Below are 26,544 nucleotides of genomic sequence, written 5' to 3'. Positions count from 1 at the left end.
TATTTATGAGTAAGTGCCAATGAGCAATACACATCCGTTCGAAACCCTGACCCCCAGCTTCATTATGGATGCGGTGGAAAGCCTGGGCTACCTGTGTGATGGTCGTAACCTCGCCCTGAACAGTTATGAAAACCGGGTGTATCAGGTAGGCATCGAAGACCAGCAACCGCTTATCGTCAAGTTCTACCGCCCGGAGCGCTGGAGCCGTGAGCAGATACTGGAAGAACACAGCTACAGCTATGAACTGGCTGAACATGAACTGCCGGTGGTAGCCCCCACCCGCAACGACAACGGTGACAGCCTGTTCGAGTATGGCCCGTTCATGATGTCAGTATTTGAACGTAAAGGCGGACGGGGCCCGGAGCTGGACGATCTGGACAACCTATTCACCATGGGCCGGCTGCTGGGCCGTATGCATCTGATTGGTGCCAGCAAACCTTATCAGCACCGCCCATCAATTAACCCACAGACATTTGGCCACGACAGCGTTGAACTGATCAGCAACCACTTCATTCCGGCGGAACTGAAACCGGCCTACGACAGCCTCACCGCTGATCTGTTACCCCTCATCGACAAAGCCTTCGCCAATGCCGGAGACATTACCCCGATCCGGGTACACGGCGACTGTCACGGCGGTAACCTGCTATGGCGGGATGATGCACCGCATTTCGTTGATTTCGACGACTCCCGCATGGCACCCGCCATTCAGGATATCTGGATGCTGCTCTCCGGTGACACCGACAGACAGCGCCGGCAGCTCTCTGAAATTGTCGACGGCTATAACGAATTCTATGACTTTCATCCGCGGGAACTGGCGTTAATTGAACCACTGCGTACCCTGCGGATGATGTACTACAGCGCCTGGCTTGCCCGCCGTTGGGAAGACCCAGCGTTTCCTCACAGCTTCCCGTGGTTTAACACGGTACGTTACTGGAGCGATCACATTCTGGAACTGCGGGAACAGCTGGCAGCCCTGCAGGCCCCGGCCATCGAACTGTTCTGAGTAAACATACATAATTCAGCCCGCAGATAACCGGTGTTATCCCCGGGCCAACAAGACATACAGCATGAAAATTAATACCAAGATTTACAAAGCCGTTTACAGCCTGTCTGAGCAACTGATGGAAGCAGCCAACCATGACGACAGAGACACCTTCGAAGCACTCTACGCAGAGCTGAAAGCCATCTGCACCGACAACGAGGGCACCGATAAAGACCACCCGGAGCAGTGGGAAACCCTGGCTGATTTCACCGAAGAACTGGAAGATGCTATCGCCGGCTACGAAAAAGCCCTGCAAAAAGCCATCGCCATCGATTCCAAAGACCATATGTCTTCCATTGCCTTCTCTATGGCACGCATGCAGGCTGAACTGGGCCAGACTGACGCGGCCATTAAAAACCTGCAGGACGCCAAAATCAGCTCAAAGAAAATTGAAGACAAAGAGTTGAAAGCTGAAATACACGACCTTTTGGTCAGCCTGCAAGATCAATCGGAAAACTGATCTATCCCGTTCAGAGGGGAGGATGACAGGTCCTCTCCTTTACCCGACCCATCAGGAATATAATCGGCTCACCAATACTTTTTTACGATTACAAATGCCCTTGATGCGCATCAGCTTTTCAGCGGTTATCACACCTCTCACACATAATTTGTGGCAGACTGCTCAGGTAATTCTGAACAACAGTGACAAAACCTGAATACGATGAACACTGAAGCAAACAGCGACGAAAAAATCTGTGGAAATTGCCAGACCCGGGTAAAGAGTGACGTAAAAATGTGCCCTAAATGCACATCCCCTATCCGCCCAGCGAAAAGAAAATGGAAAGGCATCAGCTTTCCGGCTTTCTTTATAGGACTCGTCATTTTTTGTGCAGCAATGATACTGGTGCTGCCAAGATAAAAACTGCCAGCGGCCAGCTGGCAGGTCAGTCTGAATTCATTTCCCTGAAAACTTATTCCTGAAAATTAATCTTTAAAAGATTAGCCCTAAAAGCTTAGCCCCGAACGAAACGTGCAATCCGCTTACCGTCCTTTAATAAATCGGCCTGGTTCTGATCACCATCTTCAGCAACCACAAGCTCAAATCGAATCCTGGCATCGGTATCACCGCGGCACTCCAGGTCCGCAGCATTTGCTGATTTTGCCTGCCACACACAACGCAATCCCGTGCTGTTTTCCTGCCCGGCAACAGCTGTGTTCGGAAATAAACTCCCCGTCCCGTCGAACTCTAATTTAGCCGAACTGAAAACAGATTCGTTTACGGATGCGCTTTCACTTACCCAGCTACCGGAGCTGGGGTGAGGTCCACAACCGCTGAGCAACAGACTGACAGCTACAGCAGACGATGCTGCTAACACGCGGATACATTTATTCATGACTGCTAACTTCCTTAGAATTACTCTGAACAATGATGCTGCCTGTCATCTTAGGGTGCGGCCCGCAGATATAATTGAAGGTACCTGCATCAGGAAAGGTACGTTGGTAGGTTTCATCAGGAAAAAAGATATCCGGCTCTTCACTGACTAAATCCTGAAACCAGACATTGTGATACTGACGCTTCTCCCTGTTAGTCCAGACAACGGTATCACCAGCGTTGATTGTTAACTGCTGCGGAGAAAACTTAAATTTTACGATATCAACCTGAACGGTTTCAGCCATCACCAGCTGCAGGTTCAGCGCCAACACACACAGAGGTAGGAGTAATCTTTTCATACGCCTATTATTCACGCGCGGATAAAACGTTGCCTTGACCAAAAACAAGAAAGGCACTCAAAACTGAGTGCCTTAAAAATGAATCTAAATCCGATTAAGCAGAATAAAAATGCCTTAAGAACTTAGTTAACAAAACTAGCACGCAATTTCTTACCCAGGTACCAACAGTTTTGAATTAAAGTGAAAAGCAAACCCAGCAACAGCATTGACTTACTATGCTGTAATACTGAACTCATCAGAATTTCAATAGTATGCGTCTCTGTACCAATACTTCCCATGATATTTTCCATAGAGCTAAACTCCGTCTCTTTTGGAAAAATCACATCATAGGTTTGTTTTAGCAAATGTATTGACGCCAAAATATTTCCTATTAAAAAATAATAAAAAAAGAAATTTGAGAATCTGTAGTCAACACGCTTCGACAGGCAATGCAAAGAGAACCAGCAAGCTCCTGTTGTCGCTAACACAGAAAAAAAAGAGATTACTATATGTGTTAAACCCGTAATTTCTATGTAATTCCCATACGGAAGATACATAAATACAGGAAACACAAAGGCAACGGCAAAAGCCAGATTTACTTTCACAGCAGCAGAAGAGAACATCATGTTTGATAACATCGATAACATTCCTTTGATCTAATTTAGCAGCAAGAGATCTCTCCCTCACTGACAACTCCCATCAAACAGTCAGTAGTTTGCAAGCTCACAAATATAGCTAACCTGCTTTCAAAAAGTCCCTAAGCTGAACTGCATGCCGGCACTGTCCACCATCAGGTGTTGCTGGCCGTTAATCTCAACTTCATAAGCCAGCTCAGCCAATTGATAGAAAACATTTCGGTTTATACGGGCTTCCATTCCGTAACGCACCATGATGTAAGGGGACGGTTCTTCGGTTTCCGGATCGGTTTCCACCCTGAGAAGGTGATCAACACCGGCGGTAATTACATCTTCTGTGCTGCTTATAAACTGTAATACCTGCAAGCCGTTCTCTTCTTCCACCTGCAGTTCAGTCACAAACAGGGGAGCGTCTTCAACCTGAATGCGTACTTTTTCCACCGGGGTAACCAGAAAGTATTCGTCATTCTCGTGCCAGAGAATACTGGCAAACATGGTGACCATCGCCGGACGTTTAATCTGTCCGCCTTCGTGCCACCAGGTACCGTCTGCACGGATCTGCATATCAATATCGCCACTGAAATCCGGCTTCCACAGATGCACCGGCGGGAGTGAGCGTGTTTTTTTATGTGCTTCTAACTGACCGGCGACTTCTGCCAGATCTAACTTCTTCTTAGCCACGGGTATTTCCTGAAACAACCCTGCGCTCAGGCAGGCATATTAAGTTTTCGCCAAGTTACATTAACGCCATTCACTTTTAATCAAAATAATTTCAAGCGTTTTTCCGATTACATGAATTGAGTTCATTGTTAAACTTGTCCGCAGTTAAATAAAGCATAGCGGAAACTATCATGTTCGAATCATCTCTTAAGACAAAATTCAGCGATCCAGGCCGTGGAGTTTACTTCATCGGCACCACGCCACCCAAGCGTACGGTTGCGATGTCAGAGATGCAGACCATTGCCGCTAAGCTGGTTAAGCGCCTGGAAAACATCGAGTATGACGGTCTGGTGGTCTATGACATTCAGGATGAGACATCCCGTAATCCTGAGCCCCGACCATTTCCTTTCTGCCGCACCCATGATTCCCGGGAATATTCAGCTCTGCTGCGTACGACGTCAGGCCTGCCGGTCATCACGTATAAAAGCGCTGCTGAAGAAAATCGCCTGGAGTTTGATCAGTGGCTGGATAAGGCATGGAGCCCGAACGGCGTGCGGGATTTAGTACTCGTCGGTAGCCCGGCAACCAGTCAGAGCAGTAACTTCCCCCTGCCGGCAGCCTATGATGCTTTAAAACAACACCCACTGGATTTTCACCTTGGTGGCGTGGCGATCGCGGAACGGCACGCCAACAAAGCCAATGAACATTTACGGCTGATTGAAAAGACCCGCCAGGGCTGTGACTATTTCATCACTCAAGCGGTGTACAACCCTGAAGCGACAATTCAGCTGTGTAAGGATTATGCCGCGGAATGCCGCCGCCAGAATTTACAGCCTAAGCGCCTGATTCTGACCTTCAGCCCCTGCGGCAGTGAAAAGACCCTGGACTTTATGCAGTGGCTGGGCATTTCCGTGCCTGAGGCAACCCGCAACAGGATTCTCGGGGCAACTAACCCGCTGGCCGAATCCATCCGGGTATGCCGGAATAACCTGCAACAGATTATTGATGCCTGTGCAGAACTGGAGATTCCCTTAGGGCTGAACATTGAAAGCCTGACAAACCGTAAAGAAGAAATCGACGGTACCATCCGTTTATTCAAGTTACTAAAGGCAACTCTGGAACTGAACCTGGCTGAACAGCACTTGCAGGATTTTGATGCACCACCACTGGCTAACATTGCCTGAGGCATCATGAAATACAGCCTGAAAACAAAACGCCCTGCAATTGCAGGGCGTTTTTTTTATAACAACATGAAAACCGGAAGATCATCCCCAAAACTGATAAACGCCGTTCAGCAGAAAAACACCCACACACGCCAGAAACACCAGCATGAAGCGCAACATCAGGCAGGTTGTACAAATACGTTTAGATTTCTTCATGCTCTATCCTTCCCCGGTTAAAAGCTCAGCCGCCTGCCAGCTTGACGGTATAGCCCTGTTTTTCCAGCGCCAGCTTTAAGGTGCCCCGGTGATCTCCCTGAATTTCAATAACACCTTCTTTTACCGAACCACCGGTACCGCATTGCTGCTTTAACTTTTTCGCCAGTTGCTTCAGCGGTTTTTCCGCCAGCGGTACGCCGGTCACCGTGGTAACGCCCTTACCTTTACGGCCGGCTGTTTCACGGCGAATTCGCACAATGCCGTCCAGCTGTTCAAGGCGCTGTTCTTCAGCCAGGGCATCACAGGCACACTCATCCAGCGCCTGCTGACAGCCCGGACACATCTGCCCTTTCTCAGTTGAAAATACCAAGCCACTTAACTGATCACGCATGGACACTGTTCAATACTCCAGAATTATAAAACTCAGCCCGGACGGGAATTGACCATTCCACCAATTTGCCGGGCCAGATAGGCGGCGTAATTATCAGTCATCCCGCCGATGAAATCGAGTACCCGCATATAGGATGGGTACAAATCCCATTCCGGCTGAGGACTGTGAATGCCCATCAGACTGATGATTTTCTGACTGCGATAGCTGAGGTTTTCGTGTCCTCCGCAGTGCAATTCATAGGCCGCCGCACAAAATGCATCCAGCAAAGTACCCAGTGTACTGTAAGCACCGACTTCCAGCTCAGCTTTACGGTTATCCGGAAATACCCGGTTACGGGCCATAGCTTTTGCTTTCTGCAATCCGTCACGAACATCGGTACTGCCGTCACTGAGTAATTCACCCCGGTACTCACCGTTCATAATCAGCGGCAGATTTTCCATATACGCCTTAACGGTTGATTCCACCATGTTCTCCATGGCTTTACCCCGCAGTGCAGAGATTTTACGGCGGGCAGATGCCTGGGTCGCAAAAATTGCATCATCATATTCAAGGTCGCCACACAGCTGGAGCAGGATCGGTTTGATATCGTCGAAGCCCAGTATATTCAGCTCTATGGCATCTTCCAGATCGAGTATGGCGTAACAGATATCATCCGCTGCTTCCATCAGATACGTCAGGGGGTGCCGGCACCAATGATTATCACCTAACTGCACCAGACCGAGCTCTTTGCTCAGACTGGTCATAATTTCCAGCTCGGTCAGAAAACAGCTGAATTTACCCTTAGGGCTGGCGTTTTCAACGGTCCATGGATATTTGAGCAAGGTGCCAAGCGTAGGAAATGTCAGACGCAGGCCACCGTTAAAGAGATGGTTCTCAATACGGGTTACCACCCGAAAACCCTGCGCGTTACCTTCAAAGGTTTCCAGATCTTTGCGCTGTAACTCAGTTACGCCCTCCAACAACTGAGCACCGGCTTTATGTTTGAACCAGTCCCGAATCGCATATTCACCGGCATGGCCAAACGGCGGATTACCGATATCATGGGCCAGACAGGCTGACTGTACGATGGTCCCCAGGTCATATGCAGAAACCCAGTGCGGCAACTGATCCTGTAACAGCTCACCGACACGGATTCCCAGGCTGCGGCCAACACTGCCCACTTCTATGCTGTGAGTAAGGCGGGTATGGATATGATCATTCAGGGCCAGAGGATGCACCTGGGTTTTTCGCCCCAGCCGGCGGAATGCACTGGAGAAAATGATACGGTCATGGTCCTTATGAAAGTGACTTCTGCCTATCTCTTCCGGGGTAACCTGTTCGTGGCCGTACCGTTTCGTTGTCAGTAACCGATCCCATTGCATAACCATGTATGATTTCCTTGTGTACAGGTGTGCTGATGTCTTTCTGACGGTAGCCAAGTCACCTGCCAAATGCAACTGTGGCAACCTTGCGACAATCTGCCACATAGCTATCTGACAGATTTATAAGGATAATACAGGCATATTCTGAATATTAGATGTAATCCCATGACCAGTAATACCCTGTCTCACGGCAAGAAATCCCTGTTGTCTTTACTCAGCATATTACTGCTGATCGCAGCGCTGACTGTTTTATGGCTGTTTGCCGAACGGTTTAACCTGCTGGAACCGGCAGAAATTGAACTTAGCGCAGCCAATTGTGATGTTGCTCAGACCGCCTGTACCGCACAGGGCGACGGCTTCAGCATTACACTGGAACCGGTATCCGGCCAAGTCTCTTCCCTGCAACCCACCGACTGGCAGGTTAAGGTAGAAGGTATAGAATCCAGTAATGTCCTGCTGGATTTACAGGGTGTTGATATGTTTATGGGGCCGAACCAGACATTGTTTTCACCGGCTGAAAACCAGTCAGGCCTGTTCCGTGGCCAGGCAATACTCGGTGCCTGTACCACCGGAGAGATGTTATGGGAGGCGACCGTTCTGATGGATACGCCTAAAGGTAAAGTAACGACACGGTTCGGATTTAAGGCAAAATAATGACGTCATTTTCTACCCTGCGAAACCTGCTAATTCTGACGCTGTGTCTGCTGACCGGACTGGCTGTCGCGCTATATATGTCACCCAAAAAGTCCGGCAATAACGGCCTGAATCAGTTGGGTGGCGACTTTACCTTGCAGTCTGCAGCCGGTCCTGTGTCGCTGTCTGATTACCGCGGCAAAGTGGTGGCCATGTACATTGGTTACGCATCCTGCCCGGATGTATGCCCTACCTCTTTAGCCATTATGTCCCAGGCCCTTAAAAATCTGAATCCGGAAGAAGCTGCCGGTGTACAGCCAGTATTTATCAGTGTCGATCCTGAACGGGATACCCCGGAGAAACTGGCCCAGTACAGTAACTTTTTCTTTCCGACCATGGTCGGCCTGACTGGCGAACGCAGCGCCATCGACGACATCGTAAAACGCTATGGTGCCTTCTATAAGATTGTCGATATGGGAGATTCTGCCATGGGCTACGCCGTGGATCATTCATCCCGTACCTATTTGATTGACCAGCAGGGCCAGTTCAGTAAAGCCCTGCCCCACGGCACACCGCCGGACGGGGTCGTAGCCGCCATTCGCGAGTTACTGGCTAACGGCTGACATTTAATTATTTACCGCACATAAACCGCATCAGTACACACTGCATAAAAGGAACCCGTATGCGCCAGCTATTTCCACAGTCATTAAAGCGTCTGTTAACTACCGGATTACTGTTAGGCGGGCTGACCGTCAGCGGTTCAGTACTTGCCGAAATTGAAGTTGACCATCCGTATGCCCGTGCAGTCCCACCGGGGCAGATGAACAGTGCTGCATTCATGGAGCTGAACAATACTGGTAAAAAACAGGTAGCGCTGATCAGAGCGGACAGCTCTGTTGCTGAAACAGTGGAAATGCATACCCATAAGCACGGGGAAAACGGTGAAATGCAGATGCGCCAGATCCCGCAAATCACAATGTTTGCTAAAGAACGGGTCGTACTGAAGCCTGGTGGCCATCACATCATGCTGATTGGCCTGAAAAAAGCACTGGCCGAGGGTGACACCATTGACCTGACACTGGAATTTGATGATGGCAGCAAACAGGAACTGACGGTACCGGTTAAAACGGTGATGTCTGCGATGGGTAAAAAACACACCCACTGATTTAAAAAGAACCGCTGAAGGCTGATCAGTTAATCCGGATCGGCCTTTTTTAGGCCAGTGAGAAATCTGCTGGCTGAGGCAATTCACTGCCAAACTCTTTGCGCAATGTATCCATCAACATTGCAGGCCGTGACGGCAGGCCTTGCTGCAAAAACGTTTGAATCTGTGCAACCACATTGTTTTTAAAGGTTTCACTGGCGCCGATATCACTGGCCAGATTATCTGCACTGAAATGAAACTTACGACCGGCCGCATGGCTGAACAACCATTCGTATGCCTGCGGTTTCACTTCAACCCGTTCGAACTCCGCCTGCTCTTCTGCACTGCGGCCATCCGGTTTATACCAGTAACCAAAATCTTCCAGCAACCAGCGCTGAGGGCCTGCAACACACCAGTGACTGATTTCATGTAATGCACTGGCAAAAAAACCATGGGCAAAAATAATCCGGTGATATTCACATGTTTCATCTGCCGGGAGATAGACCGGTTCGTCGTCGCCGCTCACCAGTATCGTATTATGACTGACGGCAAAGCAGCGATTGAAAACATCTACCAGGCGCTCTACGTCATCATCCAGAGGAACTGACGGTGCATGCAGTTGCTGCAACACTGAAAGATCTGTCGCAGCGGGCATTTGTACATTCATATCTGACATTATTCGTACGACACCCACTGCTGGTCATTCAGCCACCAGGTATCACCGGTGTTATTATCAATCCGTGCGGCCACATAGCCTTTTGCATCTGCAGCGGCACTGGAGATCTGAATCTCATATTCGGAAATAGGTAATTCATAATCATCCCCCAAAGGCACCCAACTGCCACCTTCGGAAATCCAGCTTTCACCGGTTAAACGGTTATAACGCACCAGAATCCATTGCCGCTTGGCCGTGTACGTGGTGGCCAGACGAAACGCATTTCCGCCCCCCAGAGCCGGTGACAACTGCTCCAGCTCCATCAGCTGCTGGTCCAGACGACGAATCAGCTGATCAGTTCCGGGAGCAGGCTGTGCCTGTTGTTCCGCTGAAATTCCGCTCTGACCACGGTTATTCATCTTCACGTCCTGCGCCAGCACCTGAAACTGTGTCAGCAGCAACTGACTGCGTTCAGCCAGCGCACCGTTCTGAACTTTAAGCTGCAACACCTGTTCCTGTAGCAGAGTTATGCGGCTGTTAATATTTTCCAGCGCTTCCATCTGGACAGGTGAAACTCTCGCAGGAGAAACAGGCTGCGGAGCCTGCGCTGTTCCGGCCAGGGATTCAGTACCAGCAGGCGCCCCCTCCTGCCCGGTTGCACCCGGCTGGACATTCGCACCGTTACAGCCAGTCAGTATCATGGCAAAAGCCAGACCGCTTAAAAGACGCTGATACTTCATAAAAGATAAAGCCTCCGGAAAATAAAAAAATGCTGTAACGCCGGATCATTCTAAACAACTCGACTGCCGCCGCCAACCGCTGTCCGGGAACAAACAGGCCGGCAATAAGCCGGCCTGATTTATATCAGCTTCAGCCGTGACTAGCCGTAATCTGTAATACCCGGATTACCTTTAACATTGAGCAACTTAGGCGTATTCAGCTTCGTGACACGGGCAGTCTGATGGTCCCGCAAATAATCAGCGACCACATCCCAGATATCAGCCCCTTCAGAACGCGCTCCCACCGTTGCCCAGCCGGCCACTTTATACGTTTTACCGGCTTCGATCAGAGTACCGTCATCCAATGTCATCTGTGATACACGGTTACCAATTGATGCCAACGGATCACAAACGTAATCAAACCCGCCTACTCTGACCATGTCTCCGCCGGATTGCAGATACGGATCCGGGTTAAACAGGTTATCTGCCACATCTTCCAGAATCAGCTTCAGTTCTTCACCGGTCATGTCCCGAACATAGGTTTCCGGATAGGTCAGACAGGTCTGATCGAGTACGTGCTCCATCGTCACCATCTGTCCCTGCAGGACAGTCGTTCCCCAGCGGAATCCGGGAGAAAGGGATATCTGGGCATCCTGCCGCTCCCGTAGCGCATCACAGATCAACTGATCAAAGGTGCCATTAAAGTTACCGCGCCGGAACATCAGTTCGTCAGCGACCGCCAGTTCTTCCTGCAACCAGTCAATATGCGGTGCCCGGATATCTGTAATCAGTTGCTGCATTTCAGCATCAGCGGGTAGCAGCTCAGAAAACACCGGTAACAGACGGTAGCGGTAATCCTGAACTTTACCGTTACGGATATCCAGATCCATCACACCGATGAATTTTCCGTTAGAACCGACATTACAGACCAGCGTTGTACCGCCACTGTTCTTCACCAGTGAGGGAGCCGGCATACCGTCATGGGTATGACCGCCCAGAATGACATCAATGCCACTGACCCGCCGGGCCAGTTCCAGATCAACATCCATGCCGTTATGGGAGAGCAGAATGACAGCGTCTACAGATTCTGTCTGACGAACCTCTTCGACCAGCGCCTGCAGATTTTCATCGTAGATATCAAAGGTCCAGTCAGGAATAAACCGGGCCGGATTGGCTATCTTAGTGCGCGGAAAACACTGACCGATCACCGCTATACGGGCACCGCCCATTTCACGGATCGTATAGGGCTTGAATACACGGCCACTGTCTTCATCAAAGACATATTCGTCAGCCCCTTCAAACAGCGCATCTTCTGTAATAAAGACATTCTGCGCCAGAAACTCACCGTTGAAAGCAGCTATATTTTGCAGTATTTCCTGCTGATGGTAGGTGAATTCCCAGTGACCGGTCATCACATCCACCCCAAGCAAATTCGCGGCTTTCACCATATCCATGCCGCGGGTTTTATATGCCGTACCCGATCCTTGCCAGGTATCACCGCCATCCAGCAGCAGCGTATGCTCACTGCCATAGCTTTGCCGTAAACGTTCCACCAGAGTACGGATATGCGCAAATCCACCGACCTTCCCGTAACGGCCGGCATCCTTCTGGAAGTTCAGACAGCTGAATGCATGGGCTTCCATGGTGCCCGGACGTACTGAGAAATGCTCCAGTAAATGATTCCCCACCAGATGCGGTGCTTTACCCCAGGCGTTCCCGACGCCCAAATTTACATTCGGCTCGCGGAAATACACCGGCTGTAACTGGGCATGGCAATCCGTCATATGCAGCAGCCGGACATTACCAAAGTTAGCCAGTTCATACATATCTGCAGGCTGCTTCTTTGCTGCAAATCCCTGTAACGGCAGTAATCCTGCGGCGCCGGCCAGCCCCAGTAACTGCGCGAATTCCCGTCGCGTCATCGACATGCTTGTATCTCTCTGAAATAAAAACGCCCAACTGATTTGGGCGTTTATAAAGTGTATTTAAATGCTGTTACTGCGGCACAGCCTTATACCAGTTCGCTTCGGCATATTCATACTGTGCCAGCCCGATACGGGCGTGGTATTTCGCCTGAGCAGCCAGATCCAGCGCTTTACGGTAGTCCCCGGCCTCAATCGCCTGGGCTGACTTTTTCAGCAAGCCACCGGTCAGTTTCCACTCAAACCCTACATCAGCAACTTTCTTGTTGGCGGCGATCGCTTTATCCAGCAAGGCTTTGGCATTAGCTTCAGTCGCATCAACATCGGCTTCAATTTCTTCTTCGTGCAGTGTTTTATAGGTTTTACCCTGCCACTGAAACTCATGCCCTTTACCGTACATCGCACGGGCTTTATTGAAAGCCTCCTGGTATGTTTCAGCAGCTACCGCCTGACTGAATAAGACTGCGGCGCATAAGATCATTACTTTTTTCATGTTTATCTCCTGCAGCCTTTACTTACGGGCACCGGGGCCATTGACCACTAAACCGTTACTCATATAGGTTTGGAAGTATTCCAGATTACGGAACCCTTCAGCCTGCGGCTTTAATGGCTTGGAACGGGAATCACGGTGACAACCGGCATATCGGCGATGCAGAGTACCCAGGTTACCCCACTTGGAACGGAACACTGGCCAGTGAGTGACCTGCCCAAGCATCGGCCCCGGCAGATCCGCACGGATACGGATATTTGAGCCCTGCAAATGGCAGTTCGCACAGGAAAGATTCAGCTGACCACGCTTGGTATAAAAGAACTTTTTACCATCCAGATACGCCTGTAAAGCCCGGCTGTCATCTTCAGGAATCTGAATGTCGAAAACGTTATCTCTGGAGGTCCAGGCCATATATGCGGAGATACGGGCGATGTCACCCTTGCCCCATTTCAGCGGCTTTTCACCGTTATCCTCACGGCATTCATTAATGGCAAATTCCAGCGTTTTAACGGTTCCGTCTTCTTTATCCCAGTAAGGGAAATTCTGGCGGATACCAACACCTCCGTTTTCAAAGCAGTCGGCATAGCTTTTACCATTGGCGAATGGGGTATTAAATAATTCCTCGCCTTCCTCAATGGAAAACTCATAAGGTGGAAATTCTTCAATTTCCTCCCACTGCTCTCTGGATTCAGCATCCAGTGCATAAATGCCGTTAACGTAATCGTCGATTGCTACCCCGGGATAGCGTTTCTGATAAAACGCCTGTAATGCCAGCCGATCTGCTTCGGGATTAACAGTTTCAAGGTTAAACCCGCTATCGGCAGCCTGCAGCGGCAATCCCAGTGACAGCATTCCGGCGGTAACTAAGCCTGTTATTATTCTCATAATCCTTCTCCGCAATATGCGCTTATCCGCAACACCAGACCTACTTAATTTTGGCTGTCTCAGTTGCAGATGTACCGGTATTCTCTATCCAGCTGATAGACAGCTCTTCACCTTTGGCACCGCCGGCGAAGGTAAAAGAAAAATACGGGTTTTTAGACACAGCAGTCCCTAACTGTCCGGAAAAAACTGTGTTGCCCCCGTGCTGCACGGTAATTTCCTGAATAAACTTGGCCGGAATCACTTCTCCGGTTTTCTTATCTTTACGCTGACCGGTTTCCATTACATGCTTTGCCAGCATCTTTACCTTGGTCATACCGTCTTTAGCTTTTGCTTTAACTTTAAAAATACCCGCCATGGGAAAACTCTCCGTTATATTCGTTTAACCGCCGCAGCCACCGATGGTGACTTTGGTTTCACGGGCAGTGCTGAATAACTTGCCGTCGGCTTTAACAACGGCTGTTATGGTTGAGGTTTTGCCCATCCGGATACGTGTCGCAACACTGGCCTGAGTGCCGGCAGGAATCATGAATTCTGCGACCAGAGGGGTCGGATTATCCGCAACAAAAATGCTGATGCTTTCTACATTGGCCATTTCCGTGCTGACGGTCACCGGCACAACCGCGCCATTCTCCGCAATACTCGGGGCTTTAAGCACGATATCGGTGCTGTTAGCCGGTTCAGCATCAAACAATGCCTGCATTGCCTTTGCCTGATCATCTGAACTGAAAGCGTCCTTATTTCGGGCAGCAAAAGCTGCGCCGGGAATTACCGCACCTAAACCCACTAAAGCACTGCAGGCAAGCATAGCTTTAACCACAGTACGACGATGCATTGTCATAATTCTGTCCTCAAATACGTCTTAAAACGTCACTTAAAACTGATAAATATACTCAACCACGGCATCAATCTGATCCTCTGAGAGAATCCAGTGCTTGCCCAGCGGTGGCATGATAGTTAAAGGATTGTTAACCGTCGCGTCCCAGATCTGGGCACGCAGCTTGCGCTTATCCGGAAAGCGCTGTGCCATTGCAATCATAGGTGGCCCCTGATTACCGGCTAGTTTGGCATCCGGATCATTGATCTGGTGGCAGGAAATGCAGTTACCCTTGGATTTGTTCAGGAAAACATCCCGCCCCTGCTCTATCAGCGCATCTGAAGCTGCTGCCTGCACACTTCCAGCCAGGGATAACACGGCACCTGCCACAAACATTGAGATGTATTGCTTATGCATCGAAATCCCTCCGTCGTGCATATTAATAGCCCGACGGGGTACTCTGATCCGCCAGACCTGCATACTGTTTTTATTGTTTTACATTCACGAAACAGGGCAAAAGATGAGGCTTTTAGCGGTCGTGATCTGAAAACTTATAGCTGATAAGAATAAAATATAACCAAAAAGAATATATAAACAATTTTTAGCTATAAAATTTCATAAGGCTAAATGTACCAGACCCGTTGACCGGCTAACAAGCATGTAGACCGTAATTTTTGTGCTGATTTAGCGGTGTGACCAGTTTGGATGACGTTTATGGATAAAAGCATCAATGCCTTCCGCACAGTCATCCAGTTGCATATTGTCAGTCATTAACTGGCTGCAATGGTTATATGCGTCGGGTAAGGCCTGGTTAATCTGATGATAAAAACCTTTCTTTCCTAACCTGACTGCGGCTCTGGAATGTGCTGCTATTTTGCCGGCAACTTCAAACGTAAAGTTTTCCAGCTCAGATTCTTCAACATGCCAGTTAATCAGGCCAATCTCTGCTGCCCGCTGTGCACTGATCATCTCCCCCAGCAATAGCATTTCCATTGCATGTTTAGGCTGGACTGCCCGGCTAAGCGCGACCATGGGCGTTGAGCAGAATAAACCAATGTTTACCCCCGGCGTAGCAAACCTTGCAGTTTTCGCTGCAACAGCAAGATCACAACTGGCAACAAGCTGACAACCGGCTGCGGTCGCAATACCGTGTACCTGTGCAATCACTGGTATGGGTAAAGCAACTATCTGTTGCATTACCGCTGAACAGGTCGCAAAGATTCGCTGGTGTAAATGTCTGTCGTCAGCACTGCTCATTTCTTTAAGATCATGGCCTGAACAGAAACCCCGGCCATTTCCGGCAATGATGAGAACGCCAATTTCATCATCGTCAGCAACTGTCGTCAGCGCTTGTTGCATTGCTTCCAGCAATTCTAATGAAAGGGAGTTATACGCCTGCGGGCGGTTAAGACGTAACACCGCCAAAGCATCCTGACGCTCAAGAGTAACCAGTGACTGTTCCATAGCTTCCTCACGTATCTGTAATAGAAGCTATGAAACTAGCAAATCAATACCGGTCGGGCAGTAAAAATCGAAGGAATACACCTAAAGATGTATATGGGAATTTAACGCTTACGAAGCAGTTTTGTGAGCAAACGGTCCAGTTGATTGGCGAATTGCTGCCGCTCCTGCTGGCCAAGTTTTGGCGGGCCACCACTGACCATACCTGCGTCTCGCAGTTCAGCCATGAAGTCCCGCATATTAAGACGCTGGCGGATGTTTTCAGCAGTATAAAGCTCCCCACGGGGATTAATCGCAAGCACACCTTTTTCGACAACTTCAGCAGCCAGCGGAATGTCTGCAGTGATGACCAGATCATCCCCCTGACAATGTGCAGCAATATAGTTATCTGCCACATCAAAACCAGACGCTACCTGTACTGAACGGATATAGGCAGATTGCGGCACACGCAGAAACTGATTAGCCACAAGCACCGTGGGTATCTGCTTACGGTCCGCCGCACGGAATAATATTTCTTTAATCACGTTTGGGCATGCATCTGCATCAACCCAGACAGTCAAAGGTGCTATTGGCTGTTCAGTCATCAGAGCGCCAGGATATCGATCATTTCCGGCATAGCTGCAGGCGTTGCCTGTTTCAGACCTTTACCTTCCGGATACGCAATACCGTGGGCGTAACCATGCTGCAGACCTTTAAAGTCAAACAATTCAATATCTGCCAGATGAGAAGGCACGACATTTTGCAGTGAACGGAACATGGTTTCTATACGCCCGGGATGTTCTTTATCCCAGGTTTGCAGCATGTCTTTTACAACCTGGCGTTGTAAGCCATCCTGCGAACCACAGAGATTACATGGAATAATCGGGAACTCACGCAACTGTGCATATGCTTCGATATCCTTCTCACGGGCATAAGCCAATGGCCGAATAACCATATTTTTTCCGTCATCGCTGACCAGTTTCGGTGGCATAGATTTAAGCTTACCGCCGTAGAACATATTCAGGAAAAAGGTTTCCAGAATATCATCACGGTGATGGCCCAGTGCGATCTTGTTAGCACCCACTTCTTCTGCAAAACCATACAGCGTACCGCGGCGTAACCGCGAACACAGTGAACAGGTAGTTTTCCCTTCAGGAACTACTTCTTTCACTACGGAATAGGTGTCACGCTCGATAATATGAAATGGTACGCCCACCTCAGACAGGTATTCAGGCAATACATGTTCAGGGAAACCAGGCTGTTTCTGATCAAGGTTAACCGCCAGAATTTCAAACTGAATCGGCGCACTTTTTTGCAGATTCATTAAGATGTCCAGCATGGCAAATGAGTCTTTACCACCAGACAAACACACCATGACCTTATCGCCATCTTCAATCATATTGAAATCTTCAATGGCACGCCCCATTTCCCGCCGCAGGCGTTTCTGCAGCTTATTCAAACGGGTTTTATTTGCCTTTTCCAGCGCTTCGCTCATGGTGTTACTTTCACGTTGATTTTAAAAAGCGGCGATTATAGCCCAATTCCCTGTGGTTAGCAGTACTTCTGCCAGACAGAGTTTGCAACTGGGCAGACACAGATCAGTTATTTTTAAGACAATAAAAAAGCACCTGATCCGCTAGGAAAAGGTGCTTGATATGATATATCAGAAATCAGTTCAGTGACTGGATTTCTTCAACTTCTTCAGCAGACAGTACACTTGAACGATCAATGTTCAGCACTGCTAACAGCTCACCCATCGCATTCAGTACACGATACTTTGCCAATGTCAGATCACGTTCTGCGGCTAACAGCTGACGGCGGGATTCGAATAATTCGTTTTCCGCATCCAGCAAGTCAACCAGCGTACGGCGGCTCAGCTCAAACTGCTGTTCATAGGCCACCAGGGTTTTATCGCTTTCTTCGACATACTGGGCCAGAAAGCTCATCTGCTTATCGAGTAGCTGATAGGCGTTCCACGCAAGGCTGAGGCCTTCAGCAACCTGACGCTGTGCCCGTTCTTCGATTCCGGTCGCTTCCATCAACTGATAGTAAGCCTGCTTCTCACGGTATGTATCCGCATTACCATTGAACAGGTTATAACGCATACGGATCATGGCGGTACGGTCATTATTATGACCTTCGGTACCATCCAGATCGTCATTCCAGGTACCGCCCAGTTCTAATCGGACATCTGGACGGAATGCTGCATCCTGAACCCGTAACTGAGCTTCCGCAGCATCGACATCGAAACGGGCTGCCTGCAGCGTCGGGTGAACCTTACCAGCATGCTGAAGCGCTTCTTCATATGAAACCGGCATGTTGTCATCAACTGAGTTTACTGCCTGTAAATCCTCAGCTTCCAGACCGACAATTTTGAAATACCGCGCTTTGGCGTCCAGCAAATTATTTTCTGTAGACAGGTAATTAGCATGCGCCCGGCTCAGACGGCCTTTAACCTGCGAAAGATCTGATGCGGAGCTCAGACCGGATTCGGAACGCTCACGAATGCCTTCCAGAATTTCAATGTGGTCATTTAGATTTTGCTCAGCCAGACCCAGTTCATTCTGAGCAAAAACAACATTCAGATAAGCATCAGCCACATCAAGCGTGATATTTTCCGCTGCAGACCATAACTGATAACGGTGAGCGGTCGCTTCAGAGGTTACCCGGTCTACTTCATTGTTGGTACGGCTACCATCATATAACAGCTGAGAAAGCGTTAATGAGGCTTCTTTACGGGTCAGTTCAACATCTTCATGGCCATTTGCCGGCGTACGTGTGCTTGGACTGTCGGTCCATTCCTGGCCGTAGCCTAACGCCAGATCAACCGTCGGCAGATAGCCTGCCTTTGATATACCGATTTGTTTAGTCCTGCTCAGATACTGGCTCTTGATAATGCCAACATCCGGTGAACTCTCAATCGTATAAGCAGCGGCTTCCATCAGAGTCTGTGCCTGAGCAGCACCTCCGCAGGCTAACATCACTGCCAGGCCATACCTAGATAGTTTTAACATATTCCCCTTTTCCCCCCGAACTGTGGTCCCTGTTAGTTTCATCGTTCCGTCAGCGCTCGTTGTTGAGCTTTAAAAATCGGTTTTAGTAAATAATCTAAAACGCTCTTTTTTCCCGTCATTATATCGACTGTTGCCATCATTCCGGGAATGATTGGCAAGTCATCTTTACCCTTAGCTAAGCTGCTGTTATCAGTACGAATTCTGATGAGATAGTAAATGTTACCTTTTTCATCCTCAATACTGTCAGCACTGATGTGTTCCAGCTTACCTTCAAGCCCGCCATAAATGGCAAAATCATAGGCTGTCAGCCTGACAATGGCTTTCAGTCCTGGCCGAAGGAATGCAATATCCTTCGGTGCAATTTTCGCTTCGATCAACAGCTGGTCTTCTGTCGGTACAATTTCGACGAGATCCATACCCGGCTGAATAACCCCACCAAGCGTATTGACCAACAACGTTTTAATCGTTCCCTGAACAGGTGAAACGACTGTGGTTCGCTCAACTCTGTCCTTCAGGCCAACCTGCGCTTCTTTGGTCTGATTCAGTTTGGCCAGCATTTCATTCAGCTTACCCAAGCTTTCGGAGCGGGCGGCATATGCTACTTCACGTCGCTTATCAACAGCTTCCTGAATGCCTGATTTAATCTTTGGCGCTTCAAGCCTGGCACCTTCCAGTTCCTGCTTAAATCCATTCAGTTCCCGCTCAAGCTTTAAAACTTCGATTCTGGGGATTACTCCCTGTTCAGCCAGCGGCTTGGTAATTTTCAGCTCTTCAAGACTCAGACTGTAAGACCTTTCAAGGTGACTGATGCGCGATTGTAATTCCCGCTGCTCCTGTACCTTCTGATCTATCTGCCGTCCGATAATACTTAACTGGTTACGTAAATTACGCTGATATTCAGCCAGCTGTGCCTGCTCACGGCCTACCATCAACGGAAACTGTTCCTGAATCTCGTCTTCTATTTCAAGCGGAGACGCTATGACCTTTACATTGTCCTGCCAGTCATCCGGTGCAGCATCATCGTTAATATCAACACTTTTCAGTTCTGCACGTAACCGGGAGACCGATACTTTCAGGAATGCAGCTTCCTGTTCACGTTCCCTGAAGTCTGACAGAAAACGGGTATCATCCACCCTAACCAAAGGCTGTCCCGGCGATACTTCCTGACCTTCTTTTACAAAAATCTCTTCAACTATTCCGCCTTCAAGATACTGCACAACCTGAAGTTGCTGCGAAGGTATAACACTGCCTTCGCCACGGGTAATTTCATCCAGTTCCGCATAATACGCCCAGACAACAATCACCATCAGAAACGCAAAAACCGCCCACAGTAACACACGGGAACTGCGTGGCGTATCCAACAGCACAGCTTCAGCTGCACTATCGATAAACTCATGCAGTTCCGGATCTACGCTGACATTATCTTTTTTGGCTATCTTCGATGCCTGAGACATTTCAGACAACACCTGCTTCGCACTTGCCGGTGCTTTGCTTTCGGAGCCTTCCGGCTTTTCATTCATGCTGTTAACTGCTTCATTTTTATTAACTTCAGCATCTGCATCACGAATACCGGCCACATCTTTATCAAGTGACGACTGTACGTTTGCTGAATAGTCCTGTTGCTTTGTCATCAACCCTTATCCTCTCTGCTGCGCCTGGCCGCTTCGGGGGCCGCCTTCACGCAGCCAGTTGATCACTTCCAGCTTCGGTCCGTCGGCAATCAGACGGCCTTTTTCCAGCACGATAATACGGTCTACAACATCCAGCATGCTTGATTTATGCGTACTGAGGAAAATTGTTTTACTCTCATCCAGTTTCTTCAGCTGTTCCAGTAGCCGCTGTTCCGAACGTCTGTCCAGCTGGCTGGTCGGTTCATCGAGGACAAAAATCGGCGGATCCATGATCATCGCCCTTGCCGCTGCAACAGCCTGACGCTGGCCACCTGACAACTGACGGCCGCCTTCACCAACCTGCCGCTCGAGTCCGTCAGGATCATGATTGGTAAATTCAGTTACACCGCCCCACTCAGCAGCCCGTAACAACGCCTGGTCAGTCGCAAACGGCGTACCCAGCACGATATTATCCCGGATACTGCCAAAGAAAAGCTGAGTATCCTGAGTGATGCAGCCGATATTACGGCGTAATTCTGCAGGATGCAGTTGCTGGATATTAACACCATCAATCCGGATATCCCCTTCCGTCGGCACATACAGTCCCAGAATCAGTTTTTCCAGAGTACTTTTACCTGCGCCAATACTGCCGATCAGCGCAACCCGTTCACCGGGATTAATTGTAAAGCTGATATTGTTAAGTGCAGTGGATTCAAAGCCCGGATAGGAAAAGCTCACGTTATCAAATTCAATCTTGCCGTCCAGCTTGGAATGACTGACGTACTTACGTCCTTCCTCCTGTTCAAGCGGCATTTCCATTACCTGATTAATCAGGGTCATAGAAGACTTTGCCTGATTATATCGGGTAGCCAGTAATGAAACCTGTGCCATTGGTCCAACGGCCCGGCCACCAAGCATCACCGCGGCAATAATACCACCCATCGTTAATTCACCGGCTGCCACCAGATAGACACCCAGAATAATCACTGCCACTGTCATCATTTGCTGTAAGAAACTGGACAGACTTGAGGCACTGTTTGTTAACCGGCGGGTTTTAATATCATGCTTACCCATTTCACTGATCGACTGCTCCCAAAGCACCTGATACTTACTTTGGGAATCAGTAATCTTAATGGCTTCAATACCATATAAGCCCTCAATCAGGGTGGCCTGCTTTTGCGAAGACAGCTTGGATGTCAACTCAATCTGCTGCGCCAGAGGCTTCTGCAAGTACATGCTATAGCCCAACAGAATGACAATCACAACGATAGGAATAACAACCAGAGGTCCGCCTACCGCCCAGATAACCAGTAAGAAAATAATCGTAAAGGGTAAATCCACAAGCGCACTGATCGTCGCCGATGTAATGAATTCCCTGATCGCTTCAAAAGACTGCAGGTTATTCGCAAACGCCCCGACAGACAGCGGCCTGGCTTCCAGGCGAATACCCATAACCCGGGAAAAGATTTTCGCCGATAGCTGCAGATCCAGTTTTTTACTGGCAACATCGATAAAGTAATAGCGGAGTTTTCGTAACAGAAAATCAAACAGAAATACCAGTGAAACCCCGACTGCCAGCACCCATAATGAATCAAAAGCCAGATTGGGAACAATCCGGTCATAAACGTTCATTACAAACAGAGGTGATGCTACAGCGAAACAGTTAATCAGCAATGAAGCAACCAATACATCCCGGTAAATCGGCATGACCTGCATGACCGTTCCCCAGAACCAGTGTTGTTTTTTATCACCCAGTACTTCCGGGCTGCGCTGATCGAACTGATATTTCTTCTTAACGTAAAATACATTGCCGGTAAAACTGTCTGCCAACTCATCTATTGGCAGGATCATCTCACCATCACCCACTTCAGGCTGAAGGATATGCGCTTCGCCTTTCTCGTGATCCACTTTAAGAAGAATACAACAGCGCCTTCCCTTGAGCAGTAGGACACAGGGTAATAACAGGTTATGTATCTGAGAAAGATTTTGTCGGGCAAGACGTGCAGCAAGACCGGCACGTTCTGCAGCTCTAGGAAAGAGTTCCACATCTAACTGGCCGTCAACAAGAGGCAAACCACTGGTCAGAGAATCGGCGGAAGCCGGCATACCGTAATATCTGGATAAAGATACTAGCGCATCAAGCAAAGGGTCGACAAAATGCTCCTGCTGTGAACCAACTGCCCAGTCAGCGTCTAACTGCGTCACTTTATAAAGACTCCATCGAAACTTTGATCCATGTAAAATCCCCGCTGCTTCATTCAAACAAAACAGCGGGGCTTATCTCCTTCGTGTATTAAACTATTAAAGTAGTATCGTTCACAAGTTTATTGAGCAATTCTGTCTCATTTGCAGTGCCTGTTGCGCTTTGCAAATCACTCAGACTCTGACCATCAAAACGGATTTGTTGCTGAACTTCATTGGACGAATTGGAAACATTCAGTACCACACCGTCAACCGAATCCTGGAAATCCAGATAGGTTGATAAGTCAGTACCGTCAGTAATGCCCATATCGTCCAGCATGTCAGACAAATCAATCTTATCGTTGGCAACATCGAAGTCAGTAATACGGTCAAACGCAGGCGCTGCTGTTGTACCCTGATCACCGGCATTCCAGTCGAAGATATCATCATCAGCACCGCCGGTCAGAATATCATTGCCAGCTCCACCAATAATGACATCATTACCTGCCTGACCATTAATAGTATCTGCTCCTGAAGTGCCTACAATACGGTCACTGAATGCAGTTTCATTGCCTGGTGTAACATGGTCGATAATACCGTCATTGTTATTATCTTTACCCCGGCCAATCTGCAGGTCAAAGTTACCCGTTGTCTGATCACCATCATCATCAGATAAGGTATACCCAAACTTCTCTGTAACCTCTGTATTCAGGGCAAGGTTGCTACTTGGTGTATAAACATATTCACCTGTCGCAAAATTCACCAGGAACGAACCGTTAAGATCAGTCGTGATAATCAGCTCAGCCGGATTGGAGGTTGTCGTCGCCATTCCCGGCGGGAAAGTCAGTGAACCGCTGCCACCATTGCCGTCCGGATCATACGAATATGTCTGTCCGTCAACGGTTATGCTTTGCAGATAACCACCATCAGCACCGAACTTATCATTATTCAGGCTACCCGGAAGATTACCTGTTACCGGTTCGCTCAAGGTACTGATCAGCTCATTTGCCAACTGATCAGGATCGGTAACAACAATACCGCCACGGTCTGGCTGAACTTCGTTGAGTGTATTGTTTACAGGGGAGTTGTTCTCCGCTGCATACTCACCGTCATAAGCCAGTGGATCCAGGAACTGAGGGTCAATATTCGATGCAAAACCAACTGCATGAGAATCAATTTCGTTATCCTTCAGGAAATTCCGCCAGGTACTGATCTCATTACCGTTAATACGGTTATCATTACCACCGTTAGGCTCACCATCTGATAAGAAGTAAGAAACGTTCTTAACCTCTACACCCGGCTCATCAACCAGTGCACCATCAACACCCGGTGTACCGGACTGAGTAAAGCCGTTCGCACCACGGGCAGCATTATATGCATCCTGATAGTCTGTACCGCCGCCTGGTGTGAAGATATTACTACGGCTGCCGCTACTGCCATCACCAATCAACGCCAGTGCTTCCGAAGCGGTCATCCAGGTCTGTGTAGTCGCAGAGCTGGAGAAGGTGACAAACTTAACCATCACATCACCCGCTGCCTGCTGGGCTTCAATTACTGCTTTGATGGATTTCAGCAACACTTCCATACGTTCAGGGTTCGATGCTGAAATGGCCTGGTTAGGATTATTAGCTCCCCACCCCATACTGCCTGACTTATCAATGATAAACATCAGGTTAGTATTCTGCTGATCAATCACCAGATTCTGAGTGAAGTCACCGGCAACCGGCATATCATCTTCTACTGCTACAGAGAATGTTCCGGCAGAGGATGTCACACCGCCTTCTGTTACAGTGAAACCAAAGTCCAGACTCTGAACATCTTCAACGCTCTGGGAGTCATGATCAATCGGCGCCAACAAAGTAACTGTATAGTCCGCCTGATGATTATTACCAGTACTGCTGACATCACCAACTACAAGAGTTGCTACATCGAATGCCGGATCGCCGCCGGAAGCAGCAACAGATCCCGTCAGAGTTTTGCTGGCTGCATCCCAGGTCCATACAACAGGCTTACCGTCAGACTCGATGCCGGAAGGTCCGGATAAAGTAAATGTAAACGGCTGATTACCTGGCTGAGCAGTTGCATTCACATCAGTGAAAGTAAGCTGGCCTGTCGCTGAGACATCGTTGGTTGTATCAGTTGCGCCCGGCGCCTGTGAAGTATCACCGTTGACAACGGTATCACTGATACCGCCTGCCAGACCTTCTTCAGAGACGGTTGCAGTAGTACCCGTCAGATTTGTAGATGCCTGATTAGGATTAACGGTTATTTGCAGAGTTGAATTAACAGTACCTGTACCGTCAGTGACAGCATAAGTAATCGTCGGTAAGGTACCGTTGTAACCACTGACAGGCGTAAACGTATACTCACCATCAGACTCAACAGAAATTGTACCGATACTGTTCCCCAGATTCACAACGTTGCCATTAGCAACATGTGTAGTTGAACTACCAGCCACGGTGAAACTGACAACACTGGCAGAAGACTGCTGACCATCATCCGTTGTTACATTGTCCAGCAGGTTACCGGTTGCAGCTTGATTAGACTCTACAGTAACAACCTCAGCCGCATCAGCCAGATCACTGACAGGATAAACTGTCAGGAATACAGTCGCAGTGTCTGTACCACCATTACCATCGGAAATAGTGTAATCAAACTGCGCAGGTCCGAAGTAATCAGCATCAGGTGTAAACGTGATACCGGTGATATTACCGTTGCCATCCGTTGTCGTCTGAAGCGTACCGTTCTGAGGATTGGATACACCGGTTATCACCAGAGTATCGTTTTCAGGATCAGTATCATTCGCCAGCAATGTTGCAGCCGTAAAATCTATCGGCTGATCTTCTGGTGTGCCAAATCCATTACTCAACTGGAACGTATTCAGTTGCTGGTATGTAGAACCGCCATCACTGCTTAACTCAGGTTCAAAGACATACTGCCCGCCCTGATCCCAGTAAATGATCTCAATGGTATGCGAACCGCTCTCCGTAATGGTAAACGATGGATGTACATCGCTACTTGGCGCCTGAATCTGATCAACAATCGCTACAATTTCACCGTCAATCTTTATCTGGTAACCATCATCCGCGTTCACTCTGAAGTTATAGGTACCAGCAGCCAGCTGAATATTACCCTGCATCTTAATGATGGCATCGGACGTTGTAGCCGGATCAGCAGACAAAGTGGCCGCATCAGAACCGAGGAAATTCTGCAGGTTAGTCCCGTTGCCCAGATTACCGTTACCCGCTGAGTAATAAACCTGCTTCGCAAGGAAGGTTGCATCCGGATTATTGGCATCAATAAACGTTTGAATCTGAGCGATACGGGTCAGGTTAGGGCCGTCAGGACCCTGCGCGTAACCGTAGTACTCACTCTGCAAACCAACCAGATCACCCGGACCATAGTCATCTATAGCATCAGGTTCGGTTATCGTACCGATTCCCTGAACAGGTGAAGCGTTCTGGGCAGTTTCTGCTGACAGAGTTAACGTTTCCTGCCCTTCAGCATCATCCGCATCATCAACCGTCGGAACCCGTATAGTAAAGTCGGTATCGCCAGCCGGCACATTGATCACTGCATTGCCTGAACCATCAAGGGTTACAGGCGTAAAATCAGTACCGTTGAAGCTGATAAGTACCGGAGTATCAGTATCCGTACCTAATGTGGCTGTTACACCAGACAGGTTGATGGTTACTGCAGTGGCTGTCGTGCTCTCATTACTTAATGTAACACTGAAGTCTAGAGCATCACCTTCCTGTGCAGTCGGACTACTTACTAAACTAACAGTAGTAACGTCATCATCAATGACCAGTGTTGTTACCTGATTATCAGCATGCTCTTCCACGTTCTCAAACGCGCCGCTGTCTGTGATAGAGGTAATATCTACAATGATATTTTCATTCGGCTCTGATACAGCATC

At 48.7% G+C, this 26,544-nt stretch carries 27 protein-coding genes; 6 read left to right on the top strand and 21 right to left on the bottom strand.

What is annotated here, in order from left to right:
• Positions 1–19: 19 nt before the first annotated feature.
• Both JYB63_RS21645 and JYB63_RS21640 read left to right on the top strand, forming a co-directional pair.
• Positions 20–1,003, top strand: coding sequence for a serine/threonine protein kinase (locus tag JYB63_RS21645; protein ID WP_205660017.1), 984 nt, complete (start codon positions 20–22; stop codon positions 1,001–1,003).
• Between the two features lie 64 nt (positions 1,004–1,067).
• The gene (locus JYB63_RS21640; protein WP_205660016.1) at positions 1,068–1,502 is read left to right on the top strand and encodes a tetratricopeptide repeat protein; all 435 of its coding nucleotides are present in this window, start codon (positions 1,068–1,070) and stop codon (positions 1,500–1,502) included.
• 493 nt (positions 1,503–1,995) lie between these two features.
• On the opposite strand, the gene JYB63_RS21635 is transcribed toward JYB63_RS21640, so the two are convergent.
• The 4 genes from JYB63_RS21635 to JYB63_RS21620 form a co-directional block, all read right to left on the bottom strand.
• Entirely contained in the window at positions 1,996–2,376 is a 381-nt protein-coding gene (locus JYB63_RS21635) for a hypothetical protein (protein WP_205660015.1), read from the bottom strand.
• Complete coding sequence (locus JYB63_RS21630) at positions 2,369–2,713, bottom strand: plastocyanin/azurin family copper-binding protein (protein WP_205660014.1); 345 nt, start codon at positions 2,711–2,713, stop codon at positions 2,369–2,371. The genes JYB63_RS21635 and JYB63_RS21630 overlap by 8 nt, the downstream gene beginning before the upstream one ends.
• Before the next feature lie 122 nt (positions 2,714–2,835).
• Entirely contained in the window at positions 2,836–3,330 is a 495-nt protein-coding gene (locus JYB63_RS21625; protein ID WP_205660013.1) for a hypothetical protein, read from the bottom strand.
• A gap of 108 nt (positions 3,331–3,438) precedes the next feature.
• A complete protein-coding gene (locus JYB63_RS21620) occupies positions 3,439–4,008 on the bottom strand; it encodes a DUF1285 domain-containing protein (protein WP_336510918.1) in 570 nt (189 codons plus the stop codon).
• 170 nt (positions 4,009–4,178) lie between these two features.
• Between JYB63_RS21620 and JYB63_RS21615 the strand changes: the two genes are divergently transcribed.
• Positions 4,179–5,171 (top strand): methylenetetrahydrofolate reductase, encoded by a 993-nt coding sequence (locus JYB63_RS21615; protein ID WP_205660012.1) that lies wholly within the window; start codon positions 4,179–4,181, stop codon positions 5,169–5,171.
• A 220-nt stretch (positions 5,172–5,391) separates the two neighbouring features.
• Here JYB63_RS21615 and JYB63_RS21610 read toward each other — a convergent pair whose 3' ends face one another.
• Together JYB63_RS21610 and JYB63_RS21605 are read right to left on the bottom strand one after the other, a co-directional pair.
• Entirely contained in the window at positions 5,392–5,757 is a 366-nt protein-coding gene (locus tag JYB63_RS21610; protein ID WP_205660053.1) for a translation initiation factor Sui1, read from the bottom strand.
• Positions 5,758–5,789: 32 nt separating this feature from the next.
• The gene (locus JYB63_RS21605) at positions 5,790–7,124 is read right to left on the bottom strand and encodes a deoxyguanosinetriphosphate triphosphohydrolase (protein ID WP_205660011.1); all 1,335 of its coding nucleotides are present in this window, start codon (positions 7,122–7,124) and stop codon (positions 5,790–5,792) included.
• A 159-nt stretch (positions 7,125–7,283) separates the two neighbouring features.
• Here JYB63_RS21605 and JYB63_RS21600 point away from each other — a divergent pair, with 159 nt between their 5' ends.
• The 3 genes from JYB63_RS21600 to JYB63_RS21590 are packed head-to-tail and all read left to right on the top strand — an operon-like array spanning position 7,284 to position 8,916.
• Positions 7,284–7,772, top strand: coding sequence for a hypothetical protein (locus tag JYB63_RS21600; RefSeq protein ID WP_205660010.1), 489 nt, complete (start codon positions 7,284–7,286; stop codon positions 7,770–7,772).
• Positions 7,772–8,374 carry an SCO family protein gene (locus JYB63_RS21595; RefSeq protein WP_205660009.1) on the top strand — a complete coding sequence of 201 codons (603 nt, stop codon included), beginning with the start codon at positions 7,772–7,774 and terminating at the stop codon, positions 8,372–8,374. Before JYB63_RS21600 ends, JYB63_RS21595 begins: the two co-directional genes overlap by 1 nt.
• A 59-nt stretch (positions 8,375–8,433) precedes the next feature.
• The gene (locus JYB63_RS21590) at positions 8,434–8,916 is read left to right on the top strand and encodes a copper chaperone PCu(A)C (RefSeq protein ID WP_205660008.1); all 483 of its coding nucleotides are present in this window, start codon (positions 8,434–8,436) and stop codon (positions 8,914–8,916) included.
• A 49-nt stretch (positions 8,917–8,965) separates the two neighbouring features.
• Here JYB63_RS21590 and JYB63_RS21585 read toward each other — a convergent pair whose 3' ends face one another.
• From JYB63_RS21585 to JYB63_RS21515, 15 genes are all read right to left on the bottom strand, one after another.
• Complete coding sequence (locus JYB63_RS21585) at positions 8,966–9,562, bottom strand: elongation factor P hydroxylase (protein WP_243432117.1); 597 nt, start codon at positions 9,560–9,562, stop codon at positions 8,966–8,968.
• An 8-nt stretch (positions 9,563–9,570) separates the two neighbouring features.
• The gene (locus tag JYB63_RS21580; RefSeq protein ID WP_205660007.1) at positions 9,571–10,290 is read right to left on the bottom strand and encodes a hypothetical protein; all 720 of its coding nucleotides are present in this window, start codon (positions 10,288–10,290) and stop codon (positions 9,571–9,573) included.
• A gap of 140 nt (positions 10,291–10,430) precedes the next feature.
• Entirely contained in the window at positions 10,431–12,197 is a 1,767-nt protein-coding gene (soxB, locus tag JYB63_RS21575; RefSeq protein ID WP_205660006.1) for a thiosulfohydrolase SoxB, read from the bottom strand.
• Between the two features lie 67 nt (positions 12,198–12,264).
• Complete coding sequence (locus JYB63_RS21570; RefSeq protein WP_205660005.1) at positions 12,265–12,684, bottom strand: SoxAX-binding protein; 420 nt, start codon at positions 12,682–12,684, stop codon at positions 12,265–12,267.
• Positions 12,685–12,702: 18 nt separating this feature from the next.
• Positions 12,703–13,566: a sulfur oxidation c-type cytochrome SoxA gene (soxA, locus tag JYB63_RS21565; protein WP_205660004.1), complete on the bottom strand. Its 864-nt coding sequence runs from the start codon at positions 13,564–13,566 to the stop codon at positions 12,703–12,705.
• 40 nt (positions 13,567–13,606) lie between these two features.
• A complete protein-coding gene (soxZ, locus tag JYB63_RS21560) occupies positions 13,607–13,921 on the bottom strand; it encodes a thiosulfate oxidation carrier complex protein SoxZ (RefSeq protein ID WP_205660003.1) in 315 nt (104 codons plus the stop codon).
• 24 nt (positions 13,922–13,945) lie between these two features.
• Entirely contained in the window at positions 13,946–14,404 is a 459-nt protein-coding gene (soxY, locus tag JYB63_RS21555) for a thiosulfate oxidation carrier protein SoxY (protein ID WP_205660002.1), read from the bottom strand.
• 33 nt (positions 14,405–14,437) lie between these two features.
• A complete protein-coding gene (soxX, locus tag JYB63_RS21550; RefSeq protein WP_205660001.1) occupies positions 14,438–14,797 on the bottom strand; it encodes a sulfur oxidation c-type cytochrome SoxX in 360 nt (119 codons plus the stop codon).
• Positions 14,798–15,064: 267 nt separating this feature from the next.
• Positions 15,065–15,844 (bottom strand): enoyl-CoA hydratase, encoded by a 780-nt coding sequence (locus JYB63_RS21545; protein ID WP_205660000.1) that lies wholly within the window; start codon positions 15,842–15,844, stop codon positions 15,065–15,067.
• Positions 15,845–15,945: 101 nt separating this feature from the next.
• On the bottom strand, positions 15,946–16,401 hold the full coding sequence (locus tag JYB63_RS21540) for a YaiI/YqxD family protein (protein WP_205660051.1): 456 nt from the start codon (positions 16,399–16,401) through the stop codon (positions 15,946–15,948).
• Between the two features lie 23 nt (positions 16,402–16,424).
• Positions 16,425–17,315 carry a tRNA 2-thiocytidine(32) synthetase TtcA gene (gene ttcA, locus JYB63_RS21535; RefSeq protein ID WP_205659999.1) on the bottom strand — a complete coding sequence of 297 codons (891 nt, stop codon included), beginning with the start codon at positions 17,313–17,315 and terminating at the stop codon, positions 16,425–16,427.
• A gap of 175 nt (positions 17,316–17,490) precedes the next feature.
• Entirely contained in the window at positions 17,491–18,834 is a 1,344-nt protein-coding gene (locus JYB63_RS21530; protein WP_205659998.1) for a TolC family outer membrane protein, read from the bottom strand.
• 38 nt (positions 18,835–18,872) lie between these two features.
• Entirely contained in the window at positions 18,873–20,465 is a 1,593-nt protein-coding gene (locus tag JYB63_RS21525; RefSeq protein ID WP_243432116.1) for an HlyD family type I secretion periplasmic adaptor subunit, read from the bottom strand.
• Between the two features lie 6 nt (positions 20,466–20,471).
• Positions 20,472–22,649 carry a type I secretion system permease/ATPase gene (locus JYB63_RS21520; RefSeq protein WP_205659997.1) on the bottom strand — a complete coding sequence of 726 codons (2,178 nt, stop codon included), beginning with the start codon at positions 22,647–22,649 and terminating at the stop codon, positions 20,472–20,474.
• An 88-nt stretch (positions 22,650–22,737) separates the two neighbouring features.
• A partial coding sequence (locus JYB63_RS21515; protein ID WP_205659996.1) for a cadherin-like domain-containing protein occupies positions 22,738–26,544 on the bottom strand: 3,807 nt, incomplete at its 5' end.

The organism is Aliamphritea spongicola (assembly GCF_017051665.1).
Classification (GTDB): Bacteria; Pseudomonadota; Gammaproteobacteria; order Pseudomonadales; family Balneatricaceae; genus Amphritea; species Amphritea spongicola.
Note: the sequence above shows the minus strand (reverse complement) of the source record. Positions and strands in the feature narration are given on the sequence as shown.